General features: G+C 74.1%; 19 protein-coding genes and 1 tRNA gene. 9 read left to right on the forward strand and 11 right to left on the reverse strand.

Going from position 1 to position 21334, the window contains the following annotated elements:
- Positions 1-71: 71 nt before the first annotated feature.
- From J1G43_RS16875 to J1G43_RS16890, 4 genes are all read left to right on the forward strand, one after another.
- A complete protein-coding gene (locus J1G43_RS16875) occupies positions 72-1118 on the forward strand; it encodes a DUF2776 family protein (RefSeq protein ID WP_207341562.1) in 1047 nt (348 codons plus the stop codon).
- 71 nt (positions 1119-1189) lie between these two features.
- Entirely contained in the window at positions 1190-2050 is an 861-nt protein-coding gene (locus tag J1G43_RS16880) for a type II CAAX prenyl endopeptidase Rce1 family protein (protein WP_372434915.1), read from the forward strand.
- Positions 2051-2071: 21 nt separating this feature from the next.
- Positions 2072-3340, forward strand: a complete 1269-nt coding sequence (locus J1G43_RS16885) for an FAD-binding protein (protein WP_207378888.1) — start codon at positions 2072-2074, stop codon at positions 3338-3340.
- Between the two features lie 103 nt (positions 3341-3443).
- The gene (locus J1G43_RS16890) at positions 3444-4160 is read left to right on the forward strand and encodes an aspartate/glutamate racemase family protein (RefSeq protein WP_207378889.1); all 717 of its coding nucleotides are present in this window, start codon (positions 3444-3446) and stop codon (positions 4158-4160) included.
- A 4-nt stretch (positions 4161-4164) separates the two neighbouring features.
- Here the strand turns inward: J1G43_RS16890 and J1G43_RS16895 are convergent, their stop codons facing one another.
- The 5 genes from J1G43_RS16895 to J1G43_RS16915 all read right to left on the reverse strand — a co-directional run bounded on the left by J1G43_RS16895 (position 4165) and on the right by J1G43_RS16915 (position 9128).
- Positions 4165-5097, reverse strand: coding sequence for a transglutaminase-like domain-containing protein (locus J1G43_RS16895; protein ID WP_207378890.1), 933 nt, complete (start codon positions 5095-5097; stop codon positions 4165-4167).
- Between the two features lie 99 nt (positions 5098-5196).
- A complete protein-coding gene (locus tag J1G43_RS16900; protein ID WP_089800891.1) occupies positions 5197-5601 on the reverse strand; it encodes an FKBP-type peptidyl-prolyl cis-trans isomerase in 405 nt (134 codons plus the stop codon).
- Positions 5602-5696: 95 nt separating this feature from the next.
- Positions 5697-6695: an acetylxylan esterase gene (locus J1G43_RS16905; RefSeq protein ID WP_207341558.1), complete on the reverse strand. Its 999-nt coding sequence runs from the start codon at positions 6693-6695 to the stop codon at positions 5697-5699.
- Between the two features lie 99 nt (positions 6696-6794).
- The gene (locus J1G43_RS16910; protein ID WP_207378891.1) at positions 6795-8204 is read right to left on the reverse strand and encodes a cystathionine beta-synthase; all 1410 of its coding nucleotides are present in this window, start codon (positions 8202-8204) and stop codon (positions 6795-6797) included.
- Positions 8205-8294: 90 nt separating this feature from the next.
- Entirely contained in the window at positions 8295-9128 is an 834-nt protein-coding gene (locus tag J1G43_RS16915) for a Bax inhibitor-1/YccA family protein (RefSeq protein WP_207341556.1), read from the reverse strand.
- 233 nt (positions 9129-9361) lie between these two features.
- Between J1G43_RS16915 and J1G43_RS16920 the strand changes: the two genes are divergently transcribed.
- Positions 9362-10333, forward strand: a complete 972-nt coding sequence (locus tag J1G43_RS16920) for an ABC transporter ATP-binding protein (RefSeq protein WP_207378892.1) — start codon at positions 9362-9364, stop codon at positions 10331-10333.
- Positions 10330-11193 (forward strand): ABC transporter permease, encoded by an 864-nt coding sequence (locus tag J1G43_RS16925; protein ID WP_207378893.1) that lies wholly within the window; start codon positions 10330-10332, stop codon positions 11191-11193. Before J1G43_RS16920 ends, J1G43_RS16925 begins: the two co-directional genes overlap by 4 nt.
- Positions 11194-11274: 81 nt before the next feature.
- On the opposite strand, the gene J1G43_RS16930 is transcribed toward J1G43_RS16925, so the two are convergent.
- The gene (locus J1G43_RS16930) at positions 11275-14424 is read right to left on the reverse strand and encodes an efflux RND transporter permease subunit (RefSeq protein WP_207378894.1); all 3150 of its coding nucleotides are present in this window, start codon (positions 14422-14424) and stop codon (positions 11275-11277) included.
- A 209-nt stretch (positions 14425-14633) separates the two neighbouring features.
- Here J1G43_RS16930 and J1G43_RS16935 point away from each other — a divergent pair, with 209 nt between their 5' ends.
- The 3 genes from J1G43_RS16935 (at position 14634) to J1G43_RS16945 (ending at position 16569) form a co-directional block, all read left to right on the forward strand.
- Positions 14634-15518, forward strand: a complete 885-nt coding sequence (locus J1G43_RS16935) for a siderophore-interacting protein (protein ID WP_207341552.1) — start codon at positions 14634-14636, stop codon at positions 15516-15518.
- Between the two features lie 89 nt (positions 15519-15607).
- A complete protein-coding gene (locus J1G43_RS16940; protein ID WP_207378895.1) occupies positions 15608-16048 on the forward strand; it encodes a YciI family protein in 441 nt (146 codons plus the stop codon).
- A gap of 125 nt (positions 16049-16173) precedes the next feature.
- On the forward strand, positions 16174-16569 hold the full coding sequence (locus J1G43_RS16945; RefSeq protein ID WP_207341550.1) for a PLD nuclease N-terminal domain-containing protein: 396 nt from the start codon (positions 16174-16176) through the stop codon (positions 16567-16569).
- Positions 16570-16635: 66 nt separating this feature from the next.
- Here the strand turns inward: J1G43_RS16945 and J1G43_RS16950 are convergent, their stop codons facing one another.
- The 5 genes from J1G43_RS16950 to J1G43_RS16970 form a co-directional block, all read right to left on the reverse strand.
- Entirely contained in the window at positions 16636-17514 is an 879-nt protein-coding gene (locus J1G43_RS16950; RefSeq protein ID WP_207341549.1) for a M23 family metallopeptidase, read from the reverse strand.
- Entirely contained in the window at positions 17511-18068 is a 558-nt protein-coding gene (locus tag J1G43_RS16955; protein ID WP_207378896.1) for a helix-turn-helix transcriptional regulator, read from the reverse strand. Before J1G43_RS16955 ends, J1G43_RS16950 begins: the two co-directional genes overlap by 4 nt.
- Positions 18069-18127: 59 nt before the next feature.
- Positions 18128-18201: transfer RNA gene (locus J1G43_RS16960), tRNA-Leu, on the reverse strand.
- Positions 18202-18301: 100 nt separating this feature from the next.
- The gene (locus J1G43_RS16965; RefSeq protein WP_207378897.1) at positions 18302-19804 is read right to left on the reverse strand and encodes an FAD-dependent oxidoreductase; all 1503 of its coding nucleotides are present in this window, start codon (positions 19802-19804) and stop codon (positions 18302-18304) included.
- Positions 19805-19897: 93 nt separating this feature from the next.
- The gene (locus J1G43_RS16970) at positions 19898-21304 is read right to left on the reverse strand and encodes a hemolysin family protein (RefSeq protein WP_207378898.1); all 1407 of its coding nucleotides are present in this window, start codon (positions 21302-21304) and stop codon (positions 19898-19900) included.
- Positions 21305-21334 lie beyond the last annotated feature (30 nt).

Raw genomic sequence — 21334 nt, forward strand, 5'->3', positions numbered from 1 at the left:
GACCCGCTCGACGCGCCGAGTCCGGCGCGACTCCCTAGCCTGGCGACAACGGATCTGCCCAGGGGGAGCGCATGAACCGGTCCATCAGCATCCTGTTCCGCGCGATCCCGCTCGTCATGGGGGTCGTCTGTCTCGCGTTCGGGCTCGACATCCTGTCCGGCAGCGACAACGCCGGGCACTTCGTCGCGGGCCACGTGAACATCGCGCTCACCGCGATCTGCATCGCCCTGTTCACGACGGCGGCGACGATCATCCGGCAGCTCATCCACCGCTACGGCGAGGTGTGGGAGGTCGCGCTGCCCGTGCTCGGGTACCTCGTCGCGTTCGGCACGATGGTCTGGGGCGTGACGGTGTTCACGCGCGGCGACGAGCCCAAGCTGGTCGTCGCGGGCCACGTGATGCTGGGCATCGGGCTCATCGCCGCCTGCGTCAGCACCGTGGCGACCGCGTCGACGAAGTTCGTCCTGATCCAGCAGGCCGCGGCCCGCGCACCGGGCAGCGGCCCGCCGGACGGCGCGTACTCGCGCACCGCGGGCGCGGTCCTCGTCGCGGTCCCGGTGGTGCTCGCGGCCGTGGGCCTGGTGATCTCCGCGACCCTGTACGCGCACGGCGGGACGCCGCAGCTGGTCGCCGCGCACGTCCTGACCGGGCTGTCGTTGATCTGCGCCGCCCTCATCGCTCTGGTCGCCAGCATCGTGCGGCAGGTGCGCAACGAGTTCGGCGACGCCGAGCGCTACCGGTGGACGTGGTGGGTGGTGGCGATGGGGACGATCAACGTCGTCCTCGGCATCGGTGTCCTGCTGGCGTCGGACGACCCGAACCGCCTCGCACCCGGCGTCGTGCTCATCGGCCTGGGGCTGGTGTGCTTCAGCATCCTGTCCAAGGTGCTGCTGCTCGCGCTGGTGTGGCGTCAGGTCTTCGCGCTGGCCAACCGCATCCCGCTGATCCCGGTGGGGACCGCGCTCGCCTGCCTGTTCACCGCGGCGTTCCTCTTCGAGGGCACCGAGCGGCAGGCGGGCCTCTTCGTGCCCGCCCACGTCATGGTCGGTCTGGGTGCCGTGTGCTTCACGCTCTTCTCGATCGTCTCGATCCTCGAGGCGGGCACCTCGAAGGACTGAGGGGCGGTGCGGCGACACGACGCGCACGCCCGTGGGCTGCGCGGACGCACACCGTGAGGCAGGGTGTGCGGGTGGACGAGACAGCGGGGACCCTGCCGGCAGCGGCCGACGACGCACCCCCGCGGGCCCTGGCGCACCCCGCCTGGCGGTACCTGGCCGCCGCGCTCGTGTGCGGGTCGGCCGTGCTGATGTTCGCGATCCACGTCCGCCCGCTGGCGTACCTGCCGCTCGTCGTCGGGATCGCCCTGGGCTGGGCCGTCGACCGCGTGCTGGGGCGGGACCTGCTGATCATCGGCGCCGGCATGGGCATCGTCAGCACGATCCCGCTCGGCGCGGACCTGTCCGACGCCAGCATGCTGCGCTTCACGCTCGCGCTCGGTCTGGCGGTGGTGGTCCCGTACGTGCTGTCCCGGCACGTCCTGGGCGACGACGTCATCCGGTTCCCGTGGCGCACCGGCCGGCGGTGGACCCGCACGCAGTGGGCGTACCTCATCGGCGTGCAGTCCGCCGGGTACCTGCTGCTGCCCTTCTACTTCCTGTCGTCCGGCGCGTACCGCAACTGGCCGACGGTGATCGAGGGGCAGGAGATCGCGCGCCTCTTCGTCGGCGTCAACGCCGTGGGCACCTGGGACGAGCTGTTCTTCATCTGCACCGTGTTCGCCCTGCTGCGTCGGCACTTCCCGCTGTGGGCGGCGAACCTGCTGCAGGCCACGGTCTTCGTGTCCTTCCTGTGGGAGCTGGGCTACCGCGAGTGGGGCCCGCTGCTGACGATCCCGTTCGCGCTGATCCAGGGCTTCACGTTCTCCCTGACCAAGTCCCTGACGTACGTGCTGGTCGTGCACCTGCTCTTCGACGCCGTGGTCTTCATGGTGCTCGTGCACGCCCACACCCCCGAGCTGTTCGACATCTTCATCACCGCACCCGGGCGCTGACGCCCGCACGAGAGGACCCCCATGACGGACGCCCTGACCACCTGGGCCGGCAGCCACACGTTCCGCGGCGGGCCCGTGGTGCGCCCGACGAGCGTCGACGAGGTCGCCGAGATCGTGGCCGGCGCCCGGCATGTGCGGGCCCTGGGTTCGCGGCACTCGTTCCACGACCTGGCGGACTCCCCCGGCACGCTCGTCGTGCTGGACCGGCTCGAGGCGCCGACGGTCGTCGACCCCGAGGCGGCCACCGTGACCGTGGGCGCTGGTGTGCGCTACGGCGAGCTCGCCGACGACCTGCACGCGGCCGGCTGGGCCCTGCACACCATGGCGTCGCTGCCGCACATCGCGGTCGCCGGCACGGTCGCCACCGCGACGCACGGCTCGGGCGTCACGGCGCCCAACCTGTCGGCCGCGGTGCGCGGGCTGGAGATCGTCGGCGCGGGCGGTGAGGTCCGCACGCTCGGGCCGGACGACCCCGAGCTCGCCGGGTCGGTCGTCGCGCTCGGCGGCCTGGGCGTCGTGACGCGCGTGACGCTCGCGGTGCAGCCGACGTACGACGTCGCGCAGGAGGTGTGGCTCGACCTGCCGTGGGCCACGGCGCTCGACCGGTTCGACGACCTCATGGCCTCGGCGTACTCCGTGAGCCTGTTCACCGACTGGACCGGGGACGACGTCGCCCAGGTGTGGCGCAAGCACCGCGTCGACGCGGACGCGTGGACCCTGCCGGGGCCCGGCGACGTCCTGGCGGGCGCGCGCCCCGCCCCGGGCCCCGTGCACCCCGTGCCGGGCCCGGACCCCGTGGCCTGCACGCAGCAGGGGGGTGTGCCCGGGCCGTGGCACGAGCGGCTCCCCCACTTCCGGCTCGACTTCACGCCGTCGGCGGGTGCCGAGCTGCAGTCCGAGTGGCTCGTGCCCCGCGAGCACGCGGTCGCGGCGATCGAGGCGCTGCGCGGCATCGGCCACCTGACGTCCCCGCTGCTGCTCATCAGTGAGATCCGGACCATCGCCGGCGACGACCTGTGGCTGTCCACCGCCCACGGGGGCGACCGCGTCGCGCTGCACTTCACGTGGCAGCCGCGGCGGGCCGAGGTGGAGGCGGTGCTGCCGGTGATCGAGGAGGCCCTCGCCCCGTTCGGGGCTCGCCCGCACTGGGGCAAGCTCTTCGCGGACGAGCAGCGCACGCTGCGCGAGCTCTACCCGCGGTGGGACGACCAGGTCGCCCTGCTGACCCGCCGCGACCCCGAGGGGGTCTTCGCGAACGACTTCCTCACCCGGTACGGCCTGCGGGGCTGACGGCCCGGCACGCTCCGGGTCACCCGCGCCGACCGGTCGGAGAAGGGCTGGACGCTTCCGGTGCCGCGGGGGTTCCATGGGGTGTACCCCTCGGGAGGTCCACGTGCGCACCCTCGGCGTCATCGGCGGCATGAGCTGGTACTCGACCGTGGAGTACTACCGGATCGTCAACTCCCTGGTCCAGGAGCGGCTGGGCGGGCACCACAGCGCTCACCTGCTGCTGGAGTCGCTGGACTTCGCGCAGGTGCGCGAGCTGCAGCTCGCCGACGACTGGGACGCGGCCGGTGCGCTGCTCGCGGACGCGGGTCGACGCCTCGAGGCCGCCGGTGCGGACGCCGTGCTCATCGCGACCAACCTCATGCACAAGGTGGCACCCGCCGTGGAGGCCGCCCTCGACGTGCCGCTGCTGCACATCGCCGACGCGGTGGCCGAGGTCGCCACCGCCGCGGGGCACCGCACCCTGGGCGTCCTGGGGACGCGCTGGGTGATGGCCGAGCCGTTCTACGCCGACCGGCTGGCCCGGCACGGCATCGCGACCCTCGTGCCGGACGCCCCCGCGCAGGAGGAGGTCGACCGGATCATCTTCGACGAGCTCACGCAGGGCCACGCGCCGGAGCGCTCCCGTGCGCGGCTGCAGGAGGTCGTCACGGACCTGAGCGCGGCGGGCGCAGATGCGGTGGTCCTGGCGTGCACCGAGCTGGAGCTCGCCCTCCCGCCGGACGGCGGTCCCGTGCCGCTCATCGCGTCGGCCCGCGTGCACGCGGAGGCCGCAGCGGCCTACGCCCTGGCCGGGGCGCAGGTGCCCACCGGGGGCCGCTGACGGCTCAGTCGCCCCACGCGGTCGTCCGCGCCACCAGGTCGGTCCAGCCGCGGCGGCCCAGAGGGGAGTCCGTGAGCACGCGCCGGCCGACGTGCAGCCGCGGGTCGTCGGTGTAGCGCCGGGCGAGCTCGTCCTCGGCGCCGACGTCCCCTGCGTCGGCGCGGACCAGCAGGTCGGCGAGGACGTCGGCGAGGGCGTCCCCCTCGGCACCCGTCGTGCCGTCGAGCGCGGCGCCCCACACGTCCCACAGCAGCACCTCGTCACGACGGCGGTGCGCCACCTCGAGGAGGACGTAGCCGCGGACGAAGTCGGGGCCGGCGAGCTCGGGGACGCCCGCGACGCCGTAGCGCGTGAGGTCCAGGCCGTCGCGGCGGTGCGCGGTCCACAGCTCCGCGGCGGTGGCGAACGGGCTGTCCGGCCCCGTGGGCATGTCGAACGGGTCGAACGGCTCCCCTGCCGGGGGTGCCGCCCCGAACGCGGCGTCGAGCTCGGGGTCGCTGCGCACCCACCGCTCACCGTCCCAGCGCTCGACGACGACGTGGTCCACGCCGTCGCCCGGGAAGAAGTACCGCGCGAAGCCGATGCGGGAGCGCGCCGGGATGCCGTGCTCCCGCAGCAGCCCCACGCCCAGCAGGGTGTGGTCGCGGCAGCAGCCCGCGATGCGGTCGGCGTGCGGGCGGCCGGGCAGCGGGGCGGACGAGACGTCGAGGCCCGCCTCGAGGATCCGGTCGAGCCAGCGCAGGTCGATCGTCGGCAGACGTGCGGGGTCCAGCGTCGCGGCCTCGGCGCGGTAGTGCGCGATCAGTCCCGTCGCGGCCGCGTGCACGTCCTGCGGCGCGGTGCCGAGCGCGCGCAGCACCGCGGAGTGCGGACCGGGGTCGGAGTACGGCGAGTGCGCCGCCCACTCCTGGGGGTCACGGGTGCGTGCCACGCTCACGGGTCCTGCCTCCCGGACGCCGCGCCGTGCGGTCCTCGCGACCGCACCACCGGCGCCCGCGAGGGTCGACCGGTGGTGCGGCGCGGACTCATCGGGTCGTCAGCTGACGCCGACGATGTCCACGACGAACACGAGGGTGTCGCCGCCCTTGATGCCGGCCTGCGGCACGCCGCGGTCGCCGTACGCCAGGTGCGACGGGATCGACAGCAGCACGCGGGAGCCGACCTGCTGGCCCACGAGGCCCTCGTCCCAGCCGGCGATGACGGCGCCGACGCCGATGGGGAAGCTGATCGACGAGCCGCGGTCGAACGAGTTGTCGAAGACGCCCCCCTGCCACGACTGGCCGAGGTAGTGCACCTCGATGTCCTGGCCCGCCTCGACGAGCGCGCCGTCGCCGCGGCTCAGCACCACGACCTCGAGCTCCTCGGACGGCGCCGCGTCCGGGAACGTCAGCGTGGGCTTCGTGCCGGGTGCGCCCGAGACCTCGGGCAGCGCTGCGGCCATGGCGATTCTCCTTCGGTGGATGACAGTGCCGGACCATCCTGCACCGTCGAGCACGTCGTCGCCGACCGGAGCGGCGACGCGCACGACGGCCCGGCTCAGCGCCCGAGCGTCGCCGCGAGCCAGCGCAGCTGCGCCTCGACCTGGAAGGCGCCGCCGCCCTCGTGCCCGTTGAACTCGTACACCTCGATGGCCCGCTCCGGACGCGTCGCGGCGAGCGCGCCGTAGTGGTTGTACGCCGCGTACACGGTCGACGGCGGGCAGATCGGGTCGCGCAGCGCGACCGAGAACAGCGTGGGGGCGGTCGCGCGGCGGGCCAGGTGCACGCCGTCGAGGTACGACAGCGTCCGCATGGCCGCGTCCTTGTGCTCACGGTGCACGGACAGGTACGTGACGACCTCGTGGTACGGGTCCGAGTCGATGAGCGAGATCGCCCGCGGGATGTGGCACATGAACGGGACGTCCGGCATGACGCCGGCGAGGTCGTCGACGAGCCCCGCGACGGCCAGCGTCATGCCGCCGCCCTGGCTGCCGCCGGTGACGACGACACGCGCCGGGTCGACGCCGGGCAGGGCGCGCACGGCCTCGACCGCACGCACGCCGTCGGTGTACACCCGGCGGTAGTAGTGCTCGGCGGGGTCGAGGATGCCGCGCGTCATGAACCCGGGGGTGTGCGGGCCCGAGCCGACGGGGTCGGGCGTGCCGCCGCCGCTCCCCCACCGGGAGCCCTGGCCGCGGGTGTCCATGAGCAGGTGCACGTACCCGGCGGCTGCCCACGCGAGCCGCTCCACCGGGCGGCCGCGCCCGCCCCCGTAGCCGATGAACTCCACGACCGCCGGCAGCGACGACCCGTCGGTGGCCGACCCCGCCGGGCGGGTGACCCACGCCTTGACCGGGTGCCCCCCGAACCCCGCGAACGTCACGTCCTCGACGTCGAGCAGCCGCAGCCCGGCGTCGTACGGCTCGCGACGCAGGGCGAGGTCGAACCCGCGGGTCTCGCTGAGGGTCTTCGCCCAGAACGCGTCGAGGTCAGCGGGCTCGTCGAGGTCCGGCAGGTACCGCTCGAGCTCGGGAAGGGGAAGGTCGTACAGCGCCATCGCGGAAGGTCCTTCGCAGGTCAGGCCCATCAGGTCGGGCCGATGCTAACCCGGTCCCGCCCGGGACCTGCGGACCGCGTCCCGCGGTCCGCACCGCCGTCACCCGGTCGCCAGGAACCCCAGGAGGTCATGGCGCGTGAGGACGCCCACGGGCCGCCCGTCGTCGACGACCATGAGGGCGTCGGCCTTCTCGAGCGCCGTACGGGCGGACCCCACCGGCTCCCCCGAGCCGATGAGCGGCAGCGCGGGCGCCATGTGCTTGTCGACGCGGTCGGCCAGCGACGCAGCGCCGGAGAAGACGGCGTCGAGCAGGTCGCGCTCGCTCACCGCGCCCGCGACCTCCCCGATCATCACGGGCGGCTCGGCACCGACCACCGGCATCTGGGAGACGCCGTACTCACGCAGGATCTCGATGGCGTCGCGCACCGTCTCGTTGGGGTGCGTGTGCACGAGGGCGGGCAGGTCGCCGTCCTTGGTGCGCAGCACGTCGGCCACGGTGGCGCCCTCGCCGCCGGCGAGGAACCCGTACGACCGCATCCACGAGTCGTTGAAGATCTTCGACAGGTAGCCGCGCCCGCCGTCCGGGAGGATCACGACGTACACGGCCCGCGCGGCCGCCTCCGGGTCCGCGTCCTGCAGGGCGCGCGCGTGGCGCAGCGTCGCCTCGACGGCCATGCCGCACGAGCCGCCGACGAGCAGGCCCTCCTCGCGGGCGAGGCGCCGCGTCATGGCGAACGAGTCCGCGTCGGACACCGCGATGATCTCGTCGGGGACCGTCGGGTCGTAGGCGGTCGGCCAGAAGTCCTCGCCGACGCCCTCGACGAGGTAAGGGCGCCCGTCGCCGCCGGAGTAGACGGACCCGGCCGGGTCGGCGCCGACGACCACGACGCGCCCGCCGTCCGCCGCCGGGCGGTCCGCCGAGACGTCGTGCAGGTACCGGCCCGTGCCGGTGATGGTGCCGCCGGTGCCCACACCCGTGACGAGGTGCGTGATGCGCCCCTCGGTGTCGGCCCAGATCTCCGGGCCGGTGCTCGCGTAGTGGCTGGCCGGGCCGTTCGCGTTGGCGTACTGGTTCGGCTTCCACGCCCCGGGCGTCTCGCGCGTGATCCGGTCGGACACCGAGTAGTACGAGTCCGGGTGGTCCGGCGGCACGGCGGTGGGCGTCACGACGACCTCGGCGCCGTACGCGCGCAGCACGTCACGCTTGTCCTGGCTGACCTTGTCCGGGCACACGAAGACGCAGCGGTACCCCTTGCGCTGCGCGACGAGCGCGAGCCCGACGCCGGTGTTGCCGGAGGTCGGCTCGACGATCGTCCCGCCCGGCTGCAGCTCCCCCGAGGCCTCGGCCGCCTCGATCATGCGCAGCGCGATCCGGTCCTTCACCGACCCGCCGGGGTTGAGGTACTCGACCTTGGCCAGGATCGTGGCGCTCAGGCCCGCGGTCACGGACGTCAGCCGCACCAGCGGGGTGCCGCCGACGAGCTCGGAGATGTGCTGGGCGTACTTCACGCCGTCGATCCTCTCATCGGGGCTGCGCAGGAGGGACGACGACGCCCCGCCGGCCGGTGGGCCGACGGGGCGTCGCGGTGAGCGGTGGGGTCAGTTGTCCCCGCGCAGGATCGCCAGCAGGCGCAGCAGCTCGAGGTACAGCCACACCAGGGTGACGATGAGGCCGAACGCGGCCGACCACGCGAACTTGGCCGGGACGCCCTGCTCGACGCCGCGCTTGATGGAGTCGAAGTCCATGATCAGGCTCGCGGCGGCCAGGCCGACGGCGACGAGGCCCACGATGATCCCGAGGAGACCCGAGCGCAGCGGGCCGTACGTGCCACCGCCGACGCCGAACATCATCAGGACGATGTTCAGGAGCGAGTACACGAGGTACCCGACCATGCCGATGAGCACGGCGCGCTGGAACTTCGGGGTGACGCGGACCTTGCCGGAGCGGAACAGCACGAGCGCCACGGCGAACACCGACAGGGTGGCCATGACCGCCTGCCCGACGATGCCGTCGTAGAACGACTCGTACATCGCGCTGATGCCACCGAGGAACATGCCCTGCGCGACCGTGTACAGCGTGATGAGCACCGGGCTCGGGTTCTTCTTGAACGCGTTGACCAGGCCGAGGACGAGGCCGACGACGGCCCCCACGATCCACAGGCCCGGCGCGAGCGTCCACGTCGCCGCGGCGACGACGACGAGCAGCGCGAGCAGCCCGCCGGTCTTCACGATGACGTCGTCGTAGGTGAGGCGTCCGGTCTCGCGCGTGGTGGCCGGCGGCGCGTCGTACATCTGCTCGAGGGTCGCGGCGTCGGCGGCCTGCGCACCCGGCGTGCCCCATGCGGGACCCTGCACGACGGTCTGCTGCCCGCCGCGACGCTGCTGGCGCGGGTCACCGAAGACGGCACTGTTGTTGAAGACGGGGTTGCTCATGCGGGGGACTCCTGGTCGTGGCCGGCCGGGGATGGTTCTCTCGACGAGGTGTTCAACGTAACGGGTGCCCCGGACGTTCCCCATCAGTGACGCCCCGGAGCCGTGCAGCGCGCGGTCTCGTCCTCTCGGATGAGACGCCCCGTCCAGGATCCGTCGCGGGAGGGTGCCGCGCGCACCTCGCCCGGCCGTAGCGTCGACGACGTGAGCACAGCGACACGACACCTGGGGGCCTGATGATCGAGGCGCACGGACTGACCAAGCGGTACGGCAGCAAGACGGCGGTCGACGGCGTCGACTTCACGGTGCACCCCGGCCGCGTGACCGGCTTCCTCGGGCCCAACGGCGCGGGCAAGTCCACGACGATGCGCATGATCGTCGGCCTGGACCACCCGACGGCCGGCACGGTGACCGTGCAGGGCCGCCCGTACGCCCGCCTGCGCTCACCGTTGACCGAGGTGGGCGCGCTGCTGGAGGCGAAGGCGGTCCACCCCGGGCGCTCGGCGCGCCAGCACCTGCGCGCGCTCGCAGCGACGCACGGCATCGGCGACAAGCGGGTCGACCAGGTCATCGAGATGGCCGGCCTGGGCCCCGTGGCCGGGAAGCGCGTCAAGGGGTTCTCCCTCGGCATGGGTCAGCGCCTCGGCATCGCCGCCGCGCTGCTGGGCGACCCGCACACGCTGATCCTCGACGAGCCGGTCAACGGCCTGGACCCCGAGGGCGTGGCGTGGGTGCGCGGCCTCGCCAAGCACCTCGCGGCGGAGGGCCGCACCGTCTTCCTGTCCTCGCACCTCATGAGCGAGGTCGCCGTGACGGCGGACGACCTGCTGGTCATCGGGCGTGGCCGCATCGTCGCCCAGGGCCCCGTCGCCGACGTCGTGGCACGCGCCACCAGCACCACGGTCCGGGTCTGCAGCCCGCAGGCGACCGAGCTCGCCGCGGCCCTGTCCGGGCCCCGCGCCACGGTCGAGGCGATCGAGCCGGGCCTGCTGGAGGTCCACGGCCCGACCGCCGCGGAGATCGGCGAGCTGGCGGCGGCCTCGCGGTTCGTGCTGCACGAGCTCACGTCCGTCAGCGGCTCGCTCGAGCAGGCGTACCTGTCGCTGACCGCCGACGCCGTCGAGTACCACTCCGCCACCGAGGGCACCGACCCCTCGCCCGCAGCCGCCGGTGCCGCCGGCACGACCAGCCCGGAGGCGCAGCGATGAGCACCGCGACCACCCCCCGCACCGAGCACGCCCACCACGCCGCACCCGCACCCGCCGTGCGCCTGACGCCGTGGCACGTGCTGCGCTCCGAGTGGATCAAGATCTGGACGCTGCGCTCGACCCTGTGGACCATCGGCCTGACCGTCGCGGTCCTCGTCCTGCTGGCCTGGGCCATGGCGGCGTCGGCCGGCGTGGCACCGGAGCAGTTCGAGGGCGGTGCGGGCAGCGCCACGATGGTCTACCTGGTGCTGGCGCCCGGGCAGATCTTCGGTTCGCTGGTGCTCGTCGTCCTGGCGGCGCTCAGCATCACGGGTGAGTACGGCACGGGGCAGGTCCGCTCGACGTTCGCGGCCGTGCCGACACGCCTGCCCGTCCTGTGGGCGAAGGGTGCGGTGGTGGCCGTCGTGACGTTCGCGACCGCGGCCGTCGGCACGGCGCTGTCGCTGCTGCTGGCCGGCGCGATCGAGCCGAGCATGCAGCCCGACTGGTCGGACCCGGAGATGCTGCGCATCGTGGTCGGCACGCCGCTGTACATCGCCACGGTCGCGCTGCTCGGGTTCGCGCTCGGCGCCCTCATGCGCAACACGGCGGCGACCATCGCCACGGTCATCGGCTTCGTGCTCGTCGTCGAGAGCGTCCTGACCCTCATCGCCTGGAAGCCGCTGGAGTACGTGCGGCCGTTCCTGCCCTCGTCGGCCGGGGCCCGCGTGGCCACGCCCGAGGAGTACCTGGACATGACGAACCAGATGTCGACGCAGGCCGTCGAGCTGTCCCCCTGGGGCGGGTACGCGGTGCTGGTCGCCTGGGTCGTCGTGATCCTCGGTGCCGGCGCCCTGCGCCTGCGCACGCGCGACGTCTGAGACGTCGCCACGACCGACGCGGCCCACCGCCGTCCTGGAGGGGGACGGTGGCGGGCCGCGTCTCGTCGTTCCCGGCGGGGATCAGGCCGCGGGGGTGGCGCCCGCCGCCGCGACGCCGGACCGTGCCGAGCGGCGCCCCGCCCGGCGCAGCCGCGCCCGCTCGACGAGGGTGTAGAGGACGGGCACCAGCACCAGCGTGAGCAGCGTGGACGTGAACAGCCCGCCGATCACGACGATCGCCAGCGGCTGCGAGATGAACACGCCGCCGCCCGTCAGGCCGAAGGCCATCGGCACCAGCGCGAAGATCGTCGCGGCCGCCGTCATGAGGATGGGCCGCAGCCGCTTGCGCGACCCCTCCGTCACGGCGTCGTCGAGGTCCCGCCCGCGGTCGCGGTACTGGTTGACCAGGTCGACCAGCACGATCGCGTTGGTCACGACGACGCCGATGAGCATGAGCACGCCGATCAGCGCGGGCACGCCCAGCGGGGTGCCCGTCAGCAGCAGGCCCAGCAGCGCGCCGGTCGCCGCGAACGGCACCGACACCATGAGGATCAGCGGCTGCAGCAGCGACCGGAACGTCGCCACCATGACCACGTAGACGATCACGAGCGCGACGAGCAGCGCGAGCCCGAGGTCCGCGAACGCGTCCTCCTGGTCCGCCGCGACGCCGCCGATCTCGACGCTCGCCCCGGCGGGCACGTCGACGTCCTCGAGCGCCGTGCGCATCCGCTCCGTGAGGCCACCCAGGTCCTGGTCGGCCGGCGTCGCCGAGATCGTCGCCGCACGCTTGCCGTCGATGCGGGTGGTCGAGACGGGCACCTCCACCTGCTCGACGTCGGCCACCGACGTCAGCGGGACGAGGCCCGTCGCCGTCGGCAGCACGAGCTGCTCGACCTCCGCCACGCTCGCGGGCGCGGGGACCGTCACCACGGTGACGTCGACAGGACCGGCACCGAGGTCCACCGTGCCGACGGGCTGCGGGCTCATCAGCCCGGCGACCGTGCCGACCACCGCGGTCTCGGTGAGGCCGGCGGCCGCCGCCTTCTCGCGGTCGACCGTGACGCGCACGGTCGGCTGGTCCGCGGCGAGGTCGTTCGTGACGTCCGTGGTGCCCTCGACGTCGGCGACGACGTCGCGCACCTGCGCCGCGAGCCGCTCCAGCTCGTCGGAGTCGTCGGCCTGCACCACCACGTCGACGGTCGACGACCCGAACGCGGCGTCGGCGCCGGCCACCACGACGTCGCCGTGCCCGTCGCCGCCCGACAGGTCGGCGACGGCCGCACGCACGTCGTCGGCGACCGCGGTGTTGTCGGAGTCGTCGGTGAGGGTCAGCGCGAACGACGCACGCGGGGCGCCGCCACCGCCGAGCACCGCCTCGATGCCGCCGGCGGAGCCGACCGTGGTCTGCACGGTCTGCACGCCCTCGACGCCGAGCAGGACCTCCTCGATCTCCTGCGCCGCCGCGTCCTGCGCCTCGAGCGAGGTCGCGGGCGGGAACGTCTCGGTGACCGTGAGGGTGTTCTGGCCCGCGTCGCCCAGGAAGTTGGTCTCGAGGCGCGTGGCCAGGCCGATCGTCCCCGCGAAGACGACGACGGCGGCCAGCAGCGTGACGACCGGGTGCGCGAGGGCGCCGCGCAGCGTGGCGAGGTACGACCGCTGCATCCAGGACCGGCGCTCCTTGGCCTCGGCGGCGGCGCGCTGGGCCTCCGCGTCGTCCCCGGCGGCCGAGGCGTCGGCCTTGACGAACCAGTACGCCAGGACGGGCACGATCGTCAGCGAGACGAGCAGGGAGGCGACCAGGGCGATCGCGGTGGTGAAGGCGAACGGCCGGAACAGCTCGCCGACCATGCCGCCGACCAGGCCGATCGGCACGAACACCGCCGCGGTGGCGATGGTCGAGGCGGTGATCGCGCCCGCCACCTCGCGCACCGCGGTGACGATCGCGTCGCGCTTGCCCTCGCCGTACGACAGGTGGCGCTTGATGTTCTCGATGACGACGATCGAGTCGTCGACGACGCGCCCGATGGCGATGGTCATGGCGCCGAGCGTGAGGATGTTGAGCGAGTACCCGGCGACCTGCAGGCCGATGAACGTCACCAGCAGGGACAGCGGGATCGAGATGGCCGAGACCAGGGTCGAGCGGATCGAGCCCAGGAACAGCAGGATGACGACGACCGCGAACAGCAGGCCGAGGCCGCCCTCGGTGGCCAGCCCCTCGATGGACTCCTCGATGAACGGCGCCTGGTCGAACACCACGGCGATGTCGACGTCGCCGCCGAGCTGCTCGCGCAGCCCGTCGACCGCGTCCTGGGCGCCGTGCGACACGTCGACCGTGTTGCCGGCCGGCGTCTTGGTCAGGGAGACGGCCAGGGCGGGCTGCCCGTCGAGGCGCGACAGGCTCGACGCGGGCACCGGCGCGAGGACGACCTCGGCGACGTCACCGAGCGTGACGGCCTGCCCGGTGGCGGAGCCCAGCAGGGGCAGCGCGCGCAGGTCGTCGACCGACGAGATCGGTGAGCCCGCCTGGACCGAGAGGGTGAGGTCGCCGTCGTCGACCGTGCCCGTGGGCAGCACGACCCCGTTGTCCTGCAGGATCGTCTGCACCGCCGCGGGCGACAGGCCGGCGGCGGTGAGCGCCTGCAGGTCCAGCGTGATCGTCACGGCCTGCTCGGCGACGCCCGTGACGGCGACCTCGCGCACGCCGTCGACCTGCTCGAGGCGGGGCACCACGACGTCCTCGACGACGCGGGCCAGCGCGGCCTGCGGGTCCTCCCCCTCGCGCACGTCGTCCGGGGTGCCGGCGACCGCGAGCTGCACGACCGGCAGGTCGTCGATCGAGCCGGTGATGACCATCGGGTCGACGCCCTCGGGCAGCGCCGAGCGGATGCGGTCGACCGCCTGCTGGATGTCCTGGGCCCGCGCGTCGACGTCGACGCCGTAGGTCAGCTCGACGGTCGTCGTCGAGACCGACGTGGCGGACGTGGACGTCACGGACTCGACGTCCGCGACCCCGGAGACGGCCTGCTCGATGGGCTCGGTGAGCTGCTGCTCGACCAGCTCCGGCGACGAGCCCGGGTCGACCGCGACGACCACGGCGGTCGGGATCTGCAGCGACGGGATGAGCTCCTGCTTGAGGGAGCCGAGGCTGAACCAGCCGAAGACCGCGATCGCGATCGTCACGAGCGCGACGACGGAGCGGTTGGCCAGCGAGAGCCGGGCGAGGCGGGACACGGGTTCCTCCGAGGGGGCCGGGCGAGCGGTCGTGAGGGGGTGGGGCGGTGACCGCGGCGTGCGCGACAGGGCGACAGTACGTGCGGGGTGCGGGAGCCGGCACCCTGCCGGGGCCAACGGTTGCCCGGGGCACGGGGTTTCCCGCGGCGGACGTGGGTCCGGTCACAGCCGACCACGTCCGGTGCGGCACGCGAGGTTAGGCTCACCTGATGAGCGCCACCCGACCGACCGCCCTGCCGCTCGTGGCGCCGCGCCGCCCCGCCCCCGTCCTGGCCCGGGTCGTGCGCACGCAGCGCCTCACGCCGCACCTCGCGCGGGTCGTGCTCGGCGGCCCGGACCTGCGGCCGCTCGCAGACCCCGTCTGCGCGGACTCGTACGTCAAGCTCGGGTTCCTGCCCGACGGCGCCCTCGACGACTGCCCGCTGGGCGACGACGGCCGCGTCGACCTCGCCGCGCTGCGCGCCTCCCTCCCGGACGGCGTCCAGGTGCGCCAGCGTGCGTACACGATCCGCGCGTGGGACCCCGGCACCCGCGAGATGACCCTCGACTTCGTCGTGCACGGCGACGAGGGCCTCGCCGGGCCGTGGGCGGCGGCCGCGTCGCCCGGTGACCGCGTGCTGGTGCACGGGCCCGGCGGCGCGTGGGACCCGCGGCCCGACGTCGACGTGCACCTGCTCGTCGGGGACGCCAGCGCCCTGCCCGCGGTCGCGGTCGGTCTGGAGCGGCTGCCCCGCGACGCCGTCGGCGCCGCGTTCGTCGAGGTGCACGGCCCCGACGACGAGATCGCGCTCGACGCCCCCGCGGGCGTCACGGTGACCTGGCTGCACCACGGCGACGCCCCCGCGGGGTCCACGCTCCCCGAGGCGGTCCGTGCCTGGCCGACCCCCGCGGGACGCATCGGGGCCTTCGTCCACGGCGAGGCCGGCGCGGTCAAGGAGCTGCGGGCGCACCTGCGCACCCACGGGGTCGCGCGCGCCGACCTGTCCATCTCCGGGTACTGGCGCCTCGGCGCCGACGACGAGAGCTGGCGCGCGAGCAAGAAGGCGTGGAACGCGCAGATCGAGGCCGCGGAGGCGGCCGCGGGGCTGGACTGAGAGAGTCACCCGGGAACGTCGAGAACCTGCTCGCCCACCCGTCATCCAGGTACCGGCGCCACCCCGGCGCCCCGAGGACGGAGACCGCCATGCCCCGGTACCTGCTGATCGTCGACTTCCGGTCCGGCCCGGACCCCACACCCATGGAGGAGTGGGACGACGCGGACGTGCAGGCGCACCTCGACCACTACGCCCGGCTGAACGACGAGCTGCGGGCGAGCGGCGAGCTCGTCGGCGGCATCGCCCTCGAGGGTCCCGACGTCGCACGGGTGGTGCGGTCCGACGGGCGGTCGGGCACCACCGTGACCGAGGGCCCGTTCACCGAGTTCTCGGAGTGGCTCGCGGGGTTCCAGGTGGTCGACGTCGTCGACGACGCACGCGCGGTCGAGATCGCTGCCCGCGTGTCCGCCGTCCCGGGCCGTGGTGGTGCGCCCTGCGAGCAGCCGGTGCAGGTCAGGCGGGTCGTCGACGGCGCGATCGCGGACGCGGCCACGATGCGTGACTGGCTCGGCACGGCCGACGGGCGCTGAACCGGCCGTCCGGGCGCGAGCCTGCCCGGACGGCGCACACCCCAACGGGTGAGTCCCGACGAAAACGGCACGAGGCTCCTCGCCCCCCGCTAGCGTTCCGGTGCCCACGACGCGAGGGGGACCTGGTGCTGCGCTTCCTGCCGGTGATCGTCGAGATCGCCCTGCTGGTGTTCTGCCTGATCGACTGCATCCAGTCCGACTCCGACCGCGTGCGCAACCTGTCGAAGGGCTGGTGGCTCGTCCTCATCGTCGTGCTGCCCCTCGCCGGCGGCATCGCGTGGCTCACGGTGGGCCGGCCGCAGACCCCGCGCACGCACGTGCCCTGGCGCAGCACGCAGACCGCGGGCTTCCCGGAGTACGAGCACCCGCGCCGCTTCGGCGACGACGACGTCGCCGCCGCGCGCCGCCGCGCCGAGGAGCGGCGCTCGGACGACCTGCACGAGCAGATGCTGCGCGACTGGGAGGCGCAGCTGCGGGCACGCGAGCAGGGGACGCCCGAGGACGGCGCCCCGCGCGCGTGACGCCACGCGACGCCGTCGCCCTGCGGTCGACGAGCCGGGTCCGCCGGCCGGGACCGTGACCGTGCCCTAGGCCTCGAAGACCTGCCCGGCCGCGGGCAGTCCCGGCGTCACCTCGGTCCGCACGGTCGTGGCGCGGGAGGTGTCCTGCACGTCGTCGAGGATCCGCGCGTCCCGCCAGCGGAACGGGATCCCGGCCGCACGCAGCGGCTGCGGGCGGTCCATGAGCTGCACGTGCAGGTGGGGCTCGGAGGTGTTCCCCGAGTTGCCGACCTCCCCCAGCACGTCACCGGCGGCGACCCGCTGACCAGGGGTGACGCGCGCGCTCCCCCGCCGCAGGTGCGCGACGAGCGAGAACACCCCGTCGCCGTGGTCGACGACGACGTGGTTGCCGACCACGGCGCCCGGTCCCCCGAGGTCGCGCAGCGACTCGACGGTCATGAGGTACGCCAGCGCGGGCCACGACGTGCGGGCGCGGTGGTCGCGGCGGCCGTCGACGACGCGCACGACGGTGCCGTCGGCCACCGCGTGCACGGGGAGCCCGAACGACCCGAACGTCTCAGGTCGTGCGAAGCCGCCGGTCCACGGCACCACGGGCGGCGTGCCCGGCGGGCTCGGGAGCAGCACGTCGACCGCGTACGTCTGCCCGTACGCCCGCACGCCGTGGCTCGGCACCTGGTCGGCCGGGCTGTTGAGGGCCGTCCAGCGCCCGCGCACGGGCGAGGCGACCTCGACCGGGTCGTGCGCGACCCGGGGCGGCCGGACGAACGCCATGCCGGCGAGCAGCAGCGACACCGCGACCGACACCACCCGCGGCGGGTCGATCACGAACCCCGCGGCGAGCCACGCGGCGATCCCCCAGAACCACAGCGGCATGAGGCCCGCCACGCCGCGTCGCACACGGTCGCGGCGGCGCTCGGGGGCACGGACGGTCGCGGTGGTGGTCATCGCAGGCCTCCCAGGACGGTGGTGAGCAACGGGACGAGCCGCTCGGCCGGCACGACGTGCTCGCCGCCCGCCGCGGTGCGCAGCCAGCCGGCCGCCTGGAGCTGGCGCAGGTGGTGGTACACCTGCCCGGTCGAGCCGACGTCGACCGCCGCCGCCAGGTCGCGCGCCGTCCGGGTGCCGTCGAGCACGGCCCGCAGCAGGGCGAGCCGTACCGGGTGGCCCAGGGCCGCGAGGACCGGTGCGACGTCCGCCCAGTCGGCGGCGAGCACGTCGTCGGTGGTCAGGGCGTACTGCCACCGGGCCGTGTCGCCGGCCGGGGTGGTGACGTCGCCGACGACCATGACGGCGCCGGTCGAGCCCGGGCCGCCGGCGCGCCGGGTCAGGCCGTCGAGCGCCCAGAAGGCGTCGCCGTCGGGGGTGGCCGCGTGGGGGGCGTCGACGGCGGCGTCGGGAGCGGCATCCGGAGCGGCGTGGGGAGCGGCGGCGGACGCCCGCTCGAGCGCGGCCACCCGGTCCTCGAGCGCACGGAGCTGCGCGGCGGTCTCGTCGTCCATGCGCCCAACGTACCGTAATTCTGGAATTCCGTAACCGCGACGAGCGCCGGGGTGCCGGGTGCCCCCGCCGGGGTTCGAACCCGGACTGGACCGGGTTTAAGCCGGTTGCCTCTGCCGGTTGGGCTACGGGGGCGCGTGCGTCATCCTGCCAGCCGCGCACGGCCCGACGTGCCGGGCGCCGGGCGCACGACGGCCCCCCGACCGGTCAGGTCGAGGGGCCGTCGGGGCAGGTCTCAGGCCGGGCGGGCGTCACCCTTCGCGGCCGGGGAGTCCTTCTCGGCCTTCTGCGGCGGCAGCGCGGCGTCGCCGGACGCCGGGGCGGCCGGCGCGGCCTTGGGCGCCGCCGGCACGGACGCGGCGCGGAACTCCGCACGCGGGTCGTGCAGCGAGCCCAGGGCGACGACCTCGCGGCGCAGCAGCACCGAGCCTGTCCAGCCGGCGGCGATGCGCAGCTTGCGGTTGAAGGTCGGCATCGCGAACACGTGGTACGAGCGGTGCAGCACCCACGCGAGGAACCCGCGCACCTTGATCCTGCCGAACATCTGCGCGACGCCCTTGTACATGCCGAGCGAGGCGACGGCACCGACGTTGCGGTGCTTGTACTCCGTGGGCTGCGCCGAGCGCAGGACGAGGGCGAGGTTGTCGCCGATGTGGTTGCCCTCGCGCAGCGCGTGCTGGGCGTTCGGCGGGCAGAACTGGCCCGGGTTGTACAGGTCGGGCACGGCGGCGCAGTCACCGGCGGCCCACGCGTCCGCGACGACGGCGCCGTCCGCGTCCGTCACCTGCAGCCTCGCGTTGCAGATGACCCGGCCCAGCTTGTCGAGCGGCAGGTCGGAGTCCTGCAGCACGGGGTTCGCCTTGACGCCGGCGGTCCACACGACCGTCTCGGCGTCGAACTCGGTGCCGTCCGACAGCACGATGTGCCCGTCGACGCACGAGTTGAGGAACGTCGACAGGAAGATCTCGATGTCGCGCTTGCGCAGCTGCTCGAGCGTGTACCCGCCGAGCTCCTCGTTCACCTCGGGCAGGATGCGGCGGCTGCCCTCGACGAGCACGAAGCGCAGCTCGGACTGCTCGATCTGCTTGTACTTGCGCACCGCGTAGCGGGCCATGTCCTCGACCTCGGCAAGCGCCTCGATGCCGGCGAACCCGCCGCCCACGAAGACGAAGGTCAGCATCTTGCGACGCAGCTCGGGGTCCCACGTGGACGCCGCGACGTCGATGCGGCCCAGCACGTGGTTGCGCAGCGCGATGGCCTCCTCGACGTTCTTGAAGCCGATGCCCTGCTCCGCCAGCCCCGGGATGGGCAGCGTGCGGGCCACGGACCCGAGGCCGACGACGAGGTGGTCGTACGTCACCCAGTACGGCTCTCCCTCGATGGGCGTGATCTGCACGCGACGGCTCGCGTGCTCGATCTGCGTGACGTGGCCCTGCAGCACGTCGACGCCCTTGAGGGCGCGGCGGTGCGGGGCGACGACGTTGCGGGGGTCGATCGAGCCGGCTGCCGCCTCCGGGAGGAACGGGGCGTACGTCATGTACGGGCGGGGGTCGACGACGACGATGGCCGCATCGCGCTTGCCGAGCCGGCGGCGCAGCCGCAGCGCGGAGTACAGCCCGACGGTGCCGCCGCCCAGCACCAGGACGCGGGGCACCTTGCGGGGCTTGCCGACGGGCGCCGACATGAGCGCACCCGCGGGGCGGGCAGCGTCGACGGGGGCAGCGGACGACTGAGGCATACCTCATACGGTAGACGCGCGCACCCGCACCGAGCCCCTCCGGAGCCGGTGACGCCGCGCACACCCGGGGACCAGGGCCCGTCCCCGGTCGCGTCAGGCCCCGGGCTGCGACCCCGGCGCGTCGTCCTGCGCGGCGACCGGCACCCGCTCGACGCGCACGCCGGTGATCCGACGCCGGTCGACCCGCCGCACGCGCAGGACGGTCCGCGTCCCGGCGTCGTCGTCCTGGTCGCGGTCCACGTCGACGACGTCCCCGGGCTGCGCGATGCGACCCAGCCGCGCGAGGACGTAGCCGGCGACGGTCTCGTACGGCCCCTCCGCGAGCACGACGCCCGTGCGGTCCGCGAAGTCCTCGAGCGAGAGCCCGGCGTCCACGTCGGTGGCGCCGGCCACCCGCACGGGAACGGGGTCGTACTCGTCGACGATGTCCCCCACGAGCTCCTCGAGCAGGTCCTCGAGCGTGACGATGCCGTCGGTGCCGCCGTACTCGTCGACCACGACGGCGATGTGCGCCCCCGTGCGCCGCATGGTCGACAGCGTCGGGAGCACGGCGTTGGTGCCGGGCAGCGACACGATCGGACGGGTGACGTCCCCGACCGTGGTGGCCGCGACCTCGATGATCGCCTCGACGACGCCGGCGCGCCCGTGCGTGTCCGGGTCGAGGTCCGCCTCGCGCACGGCGCGCGCCACCGGCGCGAGCAGGTCCCGGACGTGCACGAACCCGACGATGTCGTCGAAGTCCTCACCGGTGACGGGGTAGCGCGAGTACGGCAGCGTCCCGACGACCCGGGCGGCCTGCGCGATCGGGGCGTCGGCCGCGAGGAACGCGACGTCGGCGCGCGGCCGCATCACCTCGACCAGCGACCGGTCGCCCGCGTCGAAGACGTCGTCGATGAGCCGGCGCTCGTCCTCGGGGAGGTCGGGGTGGGTGCGGACCAGGTCCCGCAGCTCCTGGTCGCTCATCTGGTCGCTCGTGGCCGCGGGGTCGAACCCCAGCAGGCGCACCACGCCGTTCGTGGACTTCGACAGCAGCCAGATCACCGGCGTCATCAGGGCGGCGAAGCGGTCCAGCGGCGGGCCCACCCAGAGCGACACCCGCGAGGCCTGCTGCATGGCGATCCGCTTGGGCACCAGCTCGCCCAGCACGAGCGACAGGTACGCGATCACCAGCGTGAGGACGACCAGCGCGACCCCCTCGGCGGTGCCGCGCGCCATGCCCAGGGACACGAAGACGGGCGCGAGCGACGACGCGAGCGTGGACGCCCCGAACGCCGCCGAGAAGAACCCGGCGACCGTGACGCCGATCTGCACGGCCGCGAGGAACCGGTTGGGGTTGCGCGCCACGGCGGCGACCCGGGCGCCGCGCGCCCCCTGCTTCTCGATCTGCCCGAGCTGCGACTCGCGCAGCGAGACCAGGGCGAGCTCGGTGCCGGCGAACACGCCGCCGATGACGATGAACAGCAGGACGAGGCCGATGTCGGCCCAGGTGTCGGCGGTCACGGGCGTCGGGTCTCAGGTGTCACGTGGCGG

The organism is Cellulomonas sp. zg-ZUI22, from assembly GCF_017353535.1.
GTDB lineage: Bacteria > Actinomycetota > Actinomycetes > Actinomycetales > Cellulomonadaceae > Cellulomonas > Cellulomonas wangleii.

Bases quoted from the DNA above. Each gene is read 5' to 3' on its own strand.
- J1G43_RS16935 (WP_207341552.1), top strand. From the start codon at position 14,634: ATGAGCGCCACCCGACCGACCGCCCTGCCGCTCGTGGCGCCGCGCCGC.
- J1G43_RS16875 (WP_207341562.1), top strand. From the start codon at position 72: ATGAACCGGTCCATCAGCATCCTGTTCCGCGCGATCCCGCTCGTCATG.
- J1G43_RS16900 (WP_089800891.1), bottom strand. From the start codon at position 5,601: ATGGCCGCAGCGCTGCCCGAGGTCTCGGGCGCACCCGGCACGAAGCCC.
- J1G43_RS16885 (WP_207378888.1), top strand. From the start codon at position 2,072: ATGACGGACGCCCTGACCACCTGGGCCGGCAGCCACACGTTCCGCGGC.
- J1G43_RS16965 (WP_207378897.1), bottom strand. From the start codon at position 19,804: ATGCCTCAGTCGTCCGCTGCCCCCGTCGACGCTGCCCGCCCCGCGGGT.
- J1G43_RS16955 (WP_207378896.1), bottom strand. From the start codon at position 18,068: ATGGACGACGAGACCGCCGCGCAGCTCCGTGCGCTCGAGGACCGGGTG.
- J1G43_RS16915 (WP_207341556.1), bottom strand. From the start codon at position 9,128: ATGAGCAACCCCGTCTTCAACAACAGTGCCGTCTTCGGTGACCCGCGC.
- J1G43_RS16950 (WP_207341549.1), bottom strand. From the start codon at position 17,514: ATGACCACCACCGCGACCGTCCGTGCCCCCGAGCGCCGCCGCGACCGT.
- J1G43_RS16925 (WP_207378893.1), top strand. From the start codon at position 10,330: ATGAGCACCGCGACCACCCCCCGCACCGAGCACGCCCACCACGCCGCA.
- J1G43_RS16940 (WP_207378895.1), top strand. From the start codon at position 15,608: ATGCCCCGGTACCTGCTGATCGTCGACTTCCGGTCCGGCCCGGACCCC.
- J1G43_RS16905 (WP_207341558.1), bottom strand. From the start codon at position 6,695: ATGGCGCTGTACGACCTTCCCCTTCCCGAGCTCGAGCGGTACCTGCCG.
- J1G43_RS16920 (WP_207378892.1), top strand. From the start codon at position 9,362: ATGATCGAGGCGCACGGACTGACCAAGCGGTACGGCAGCAAGACGGCG.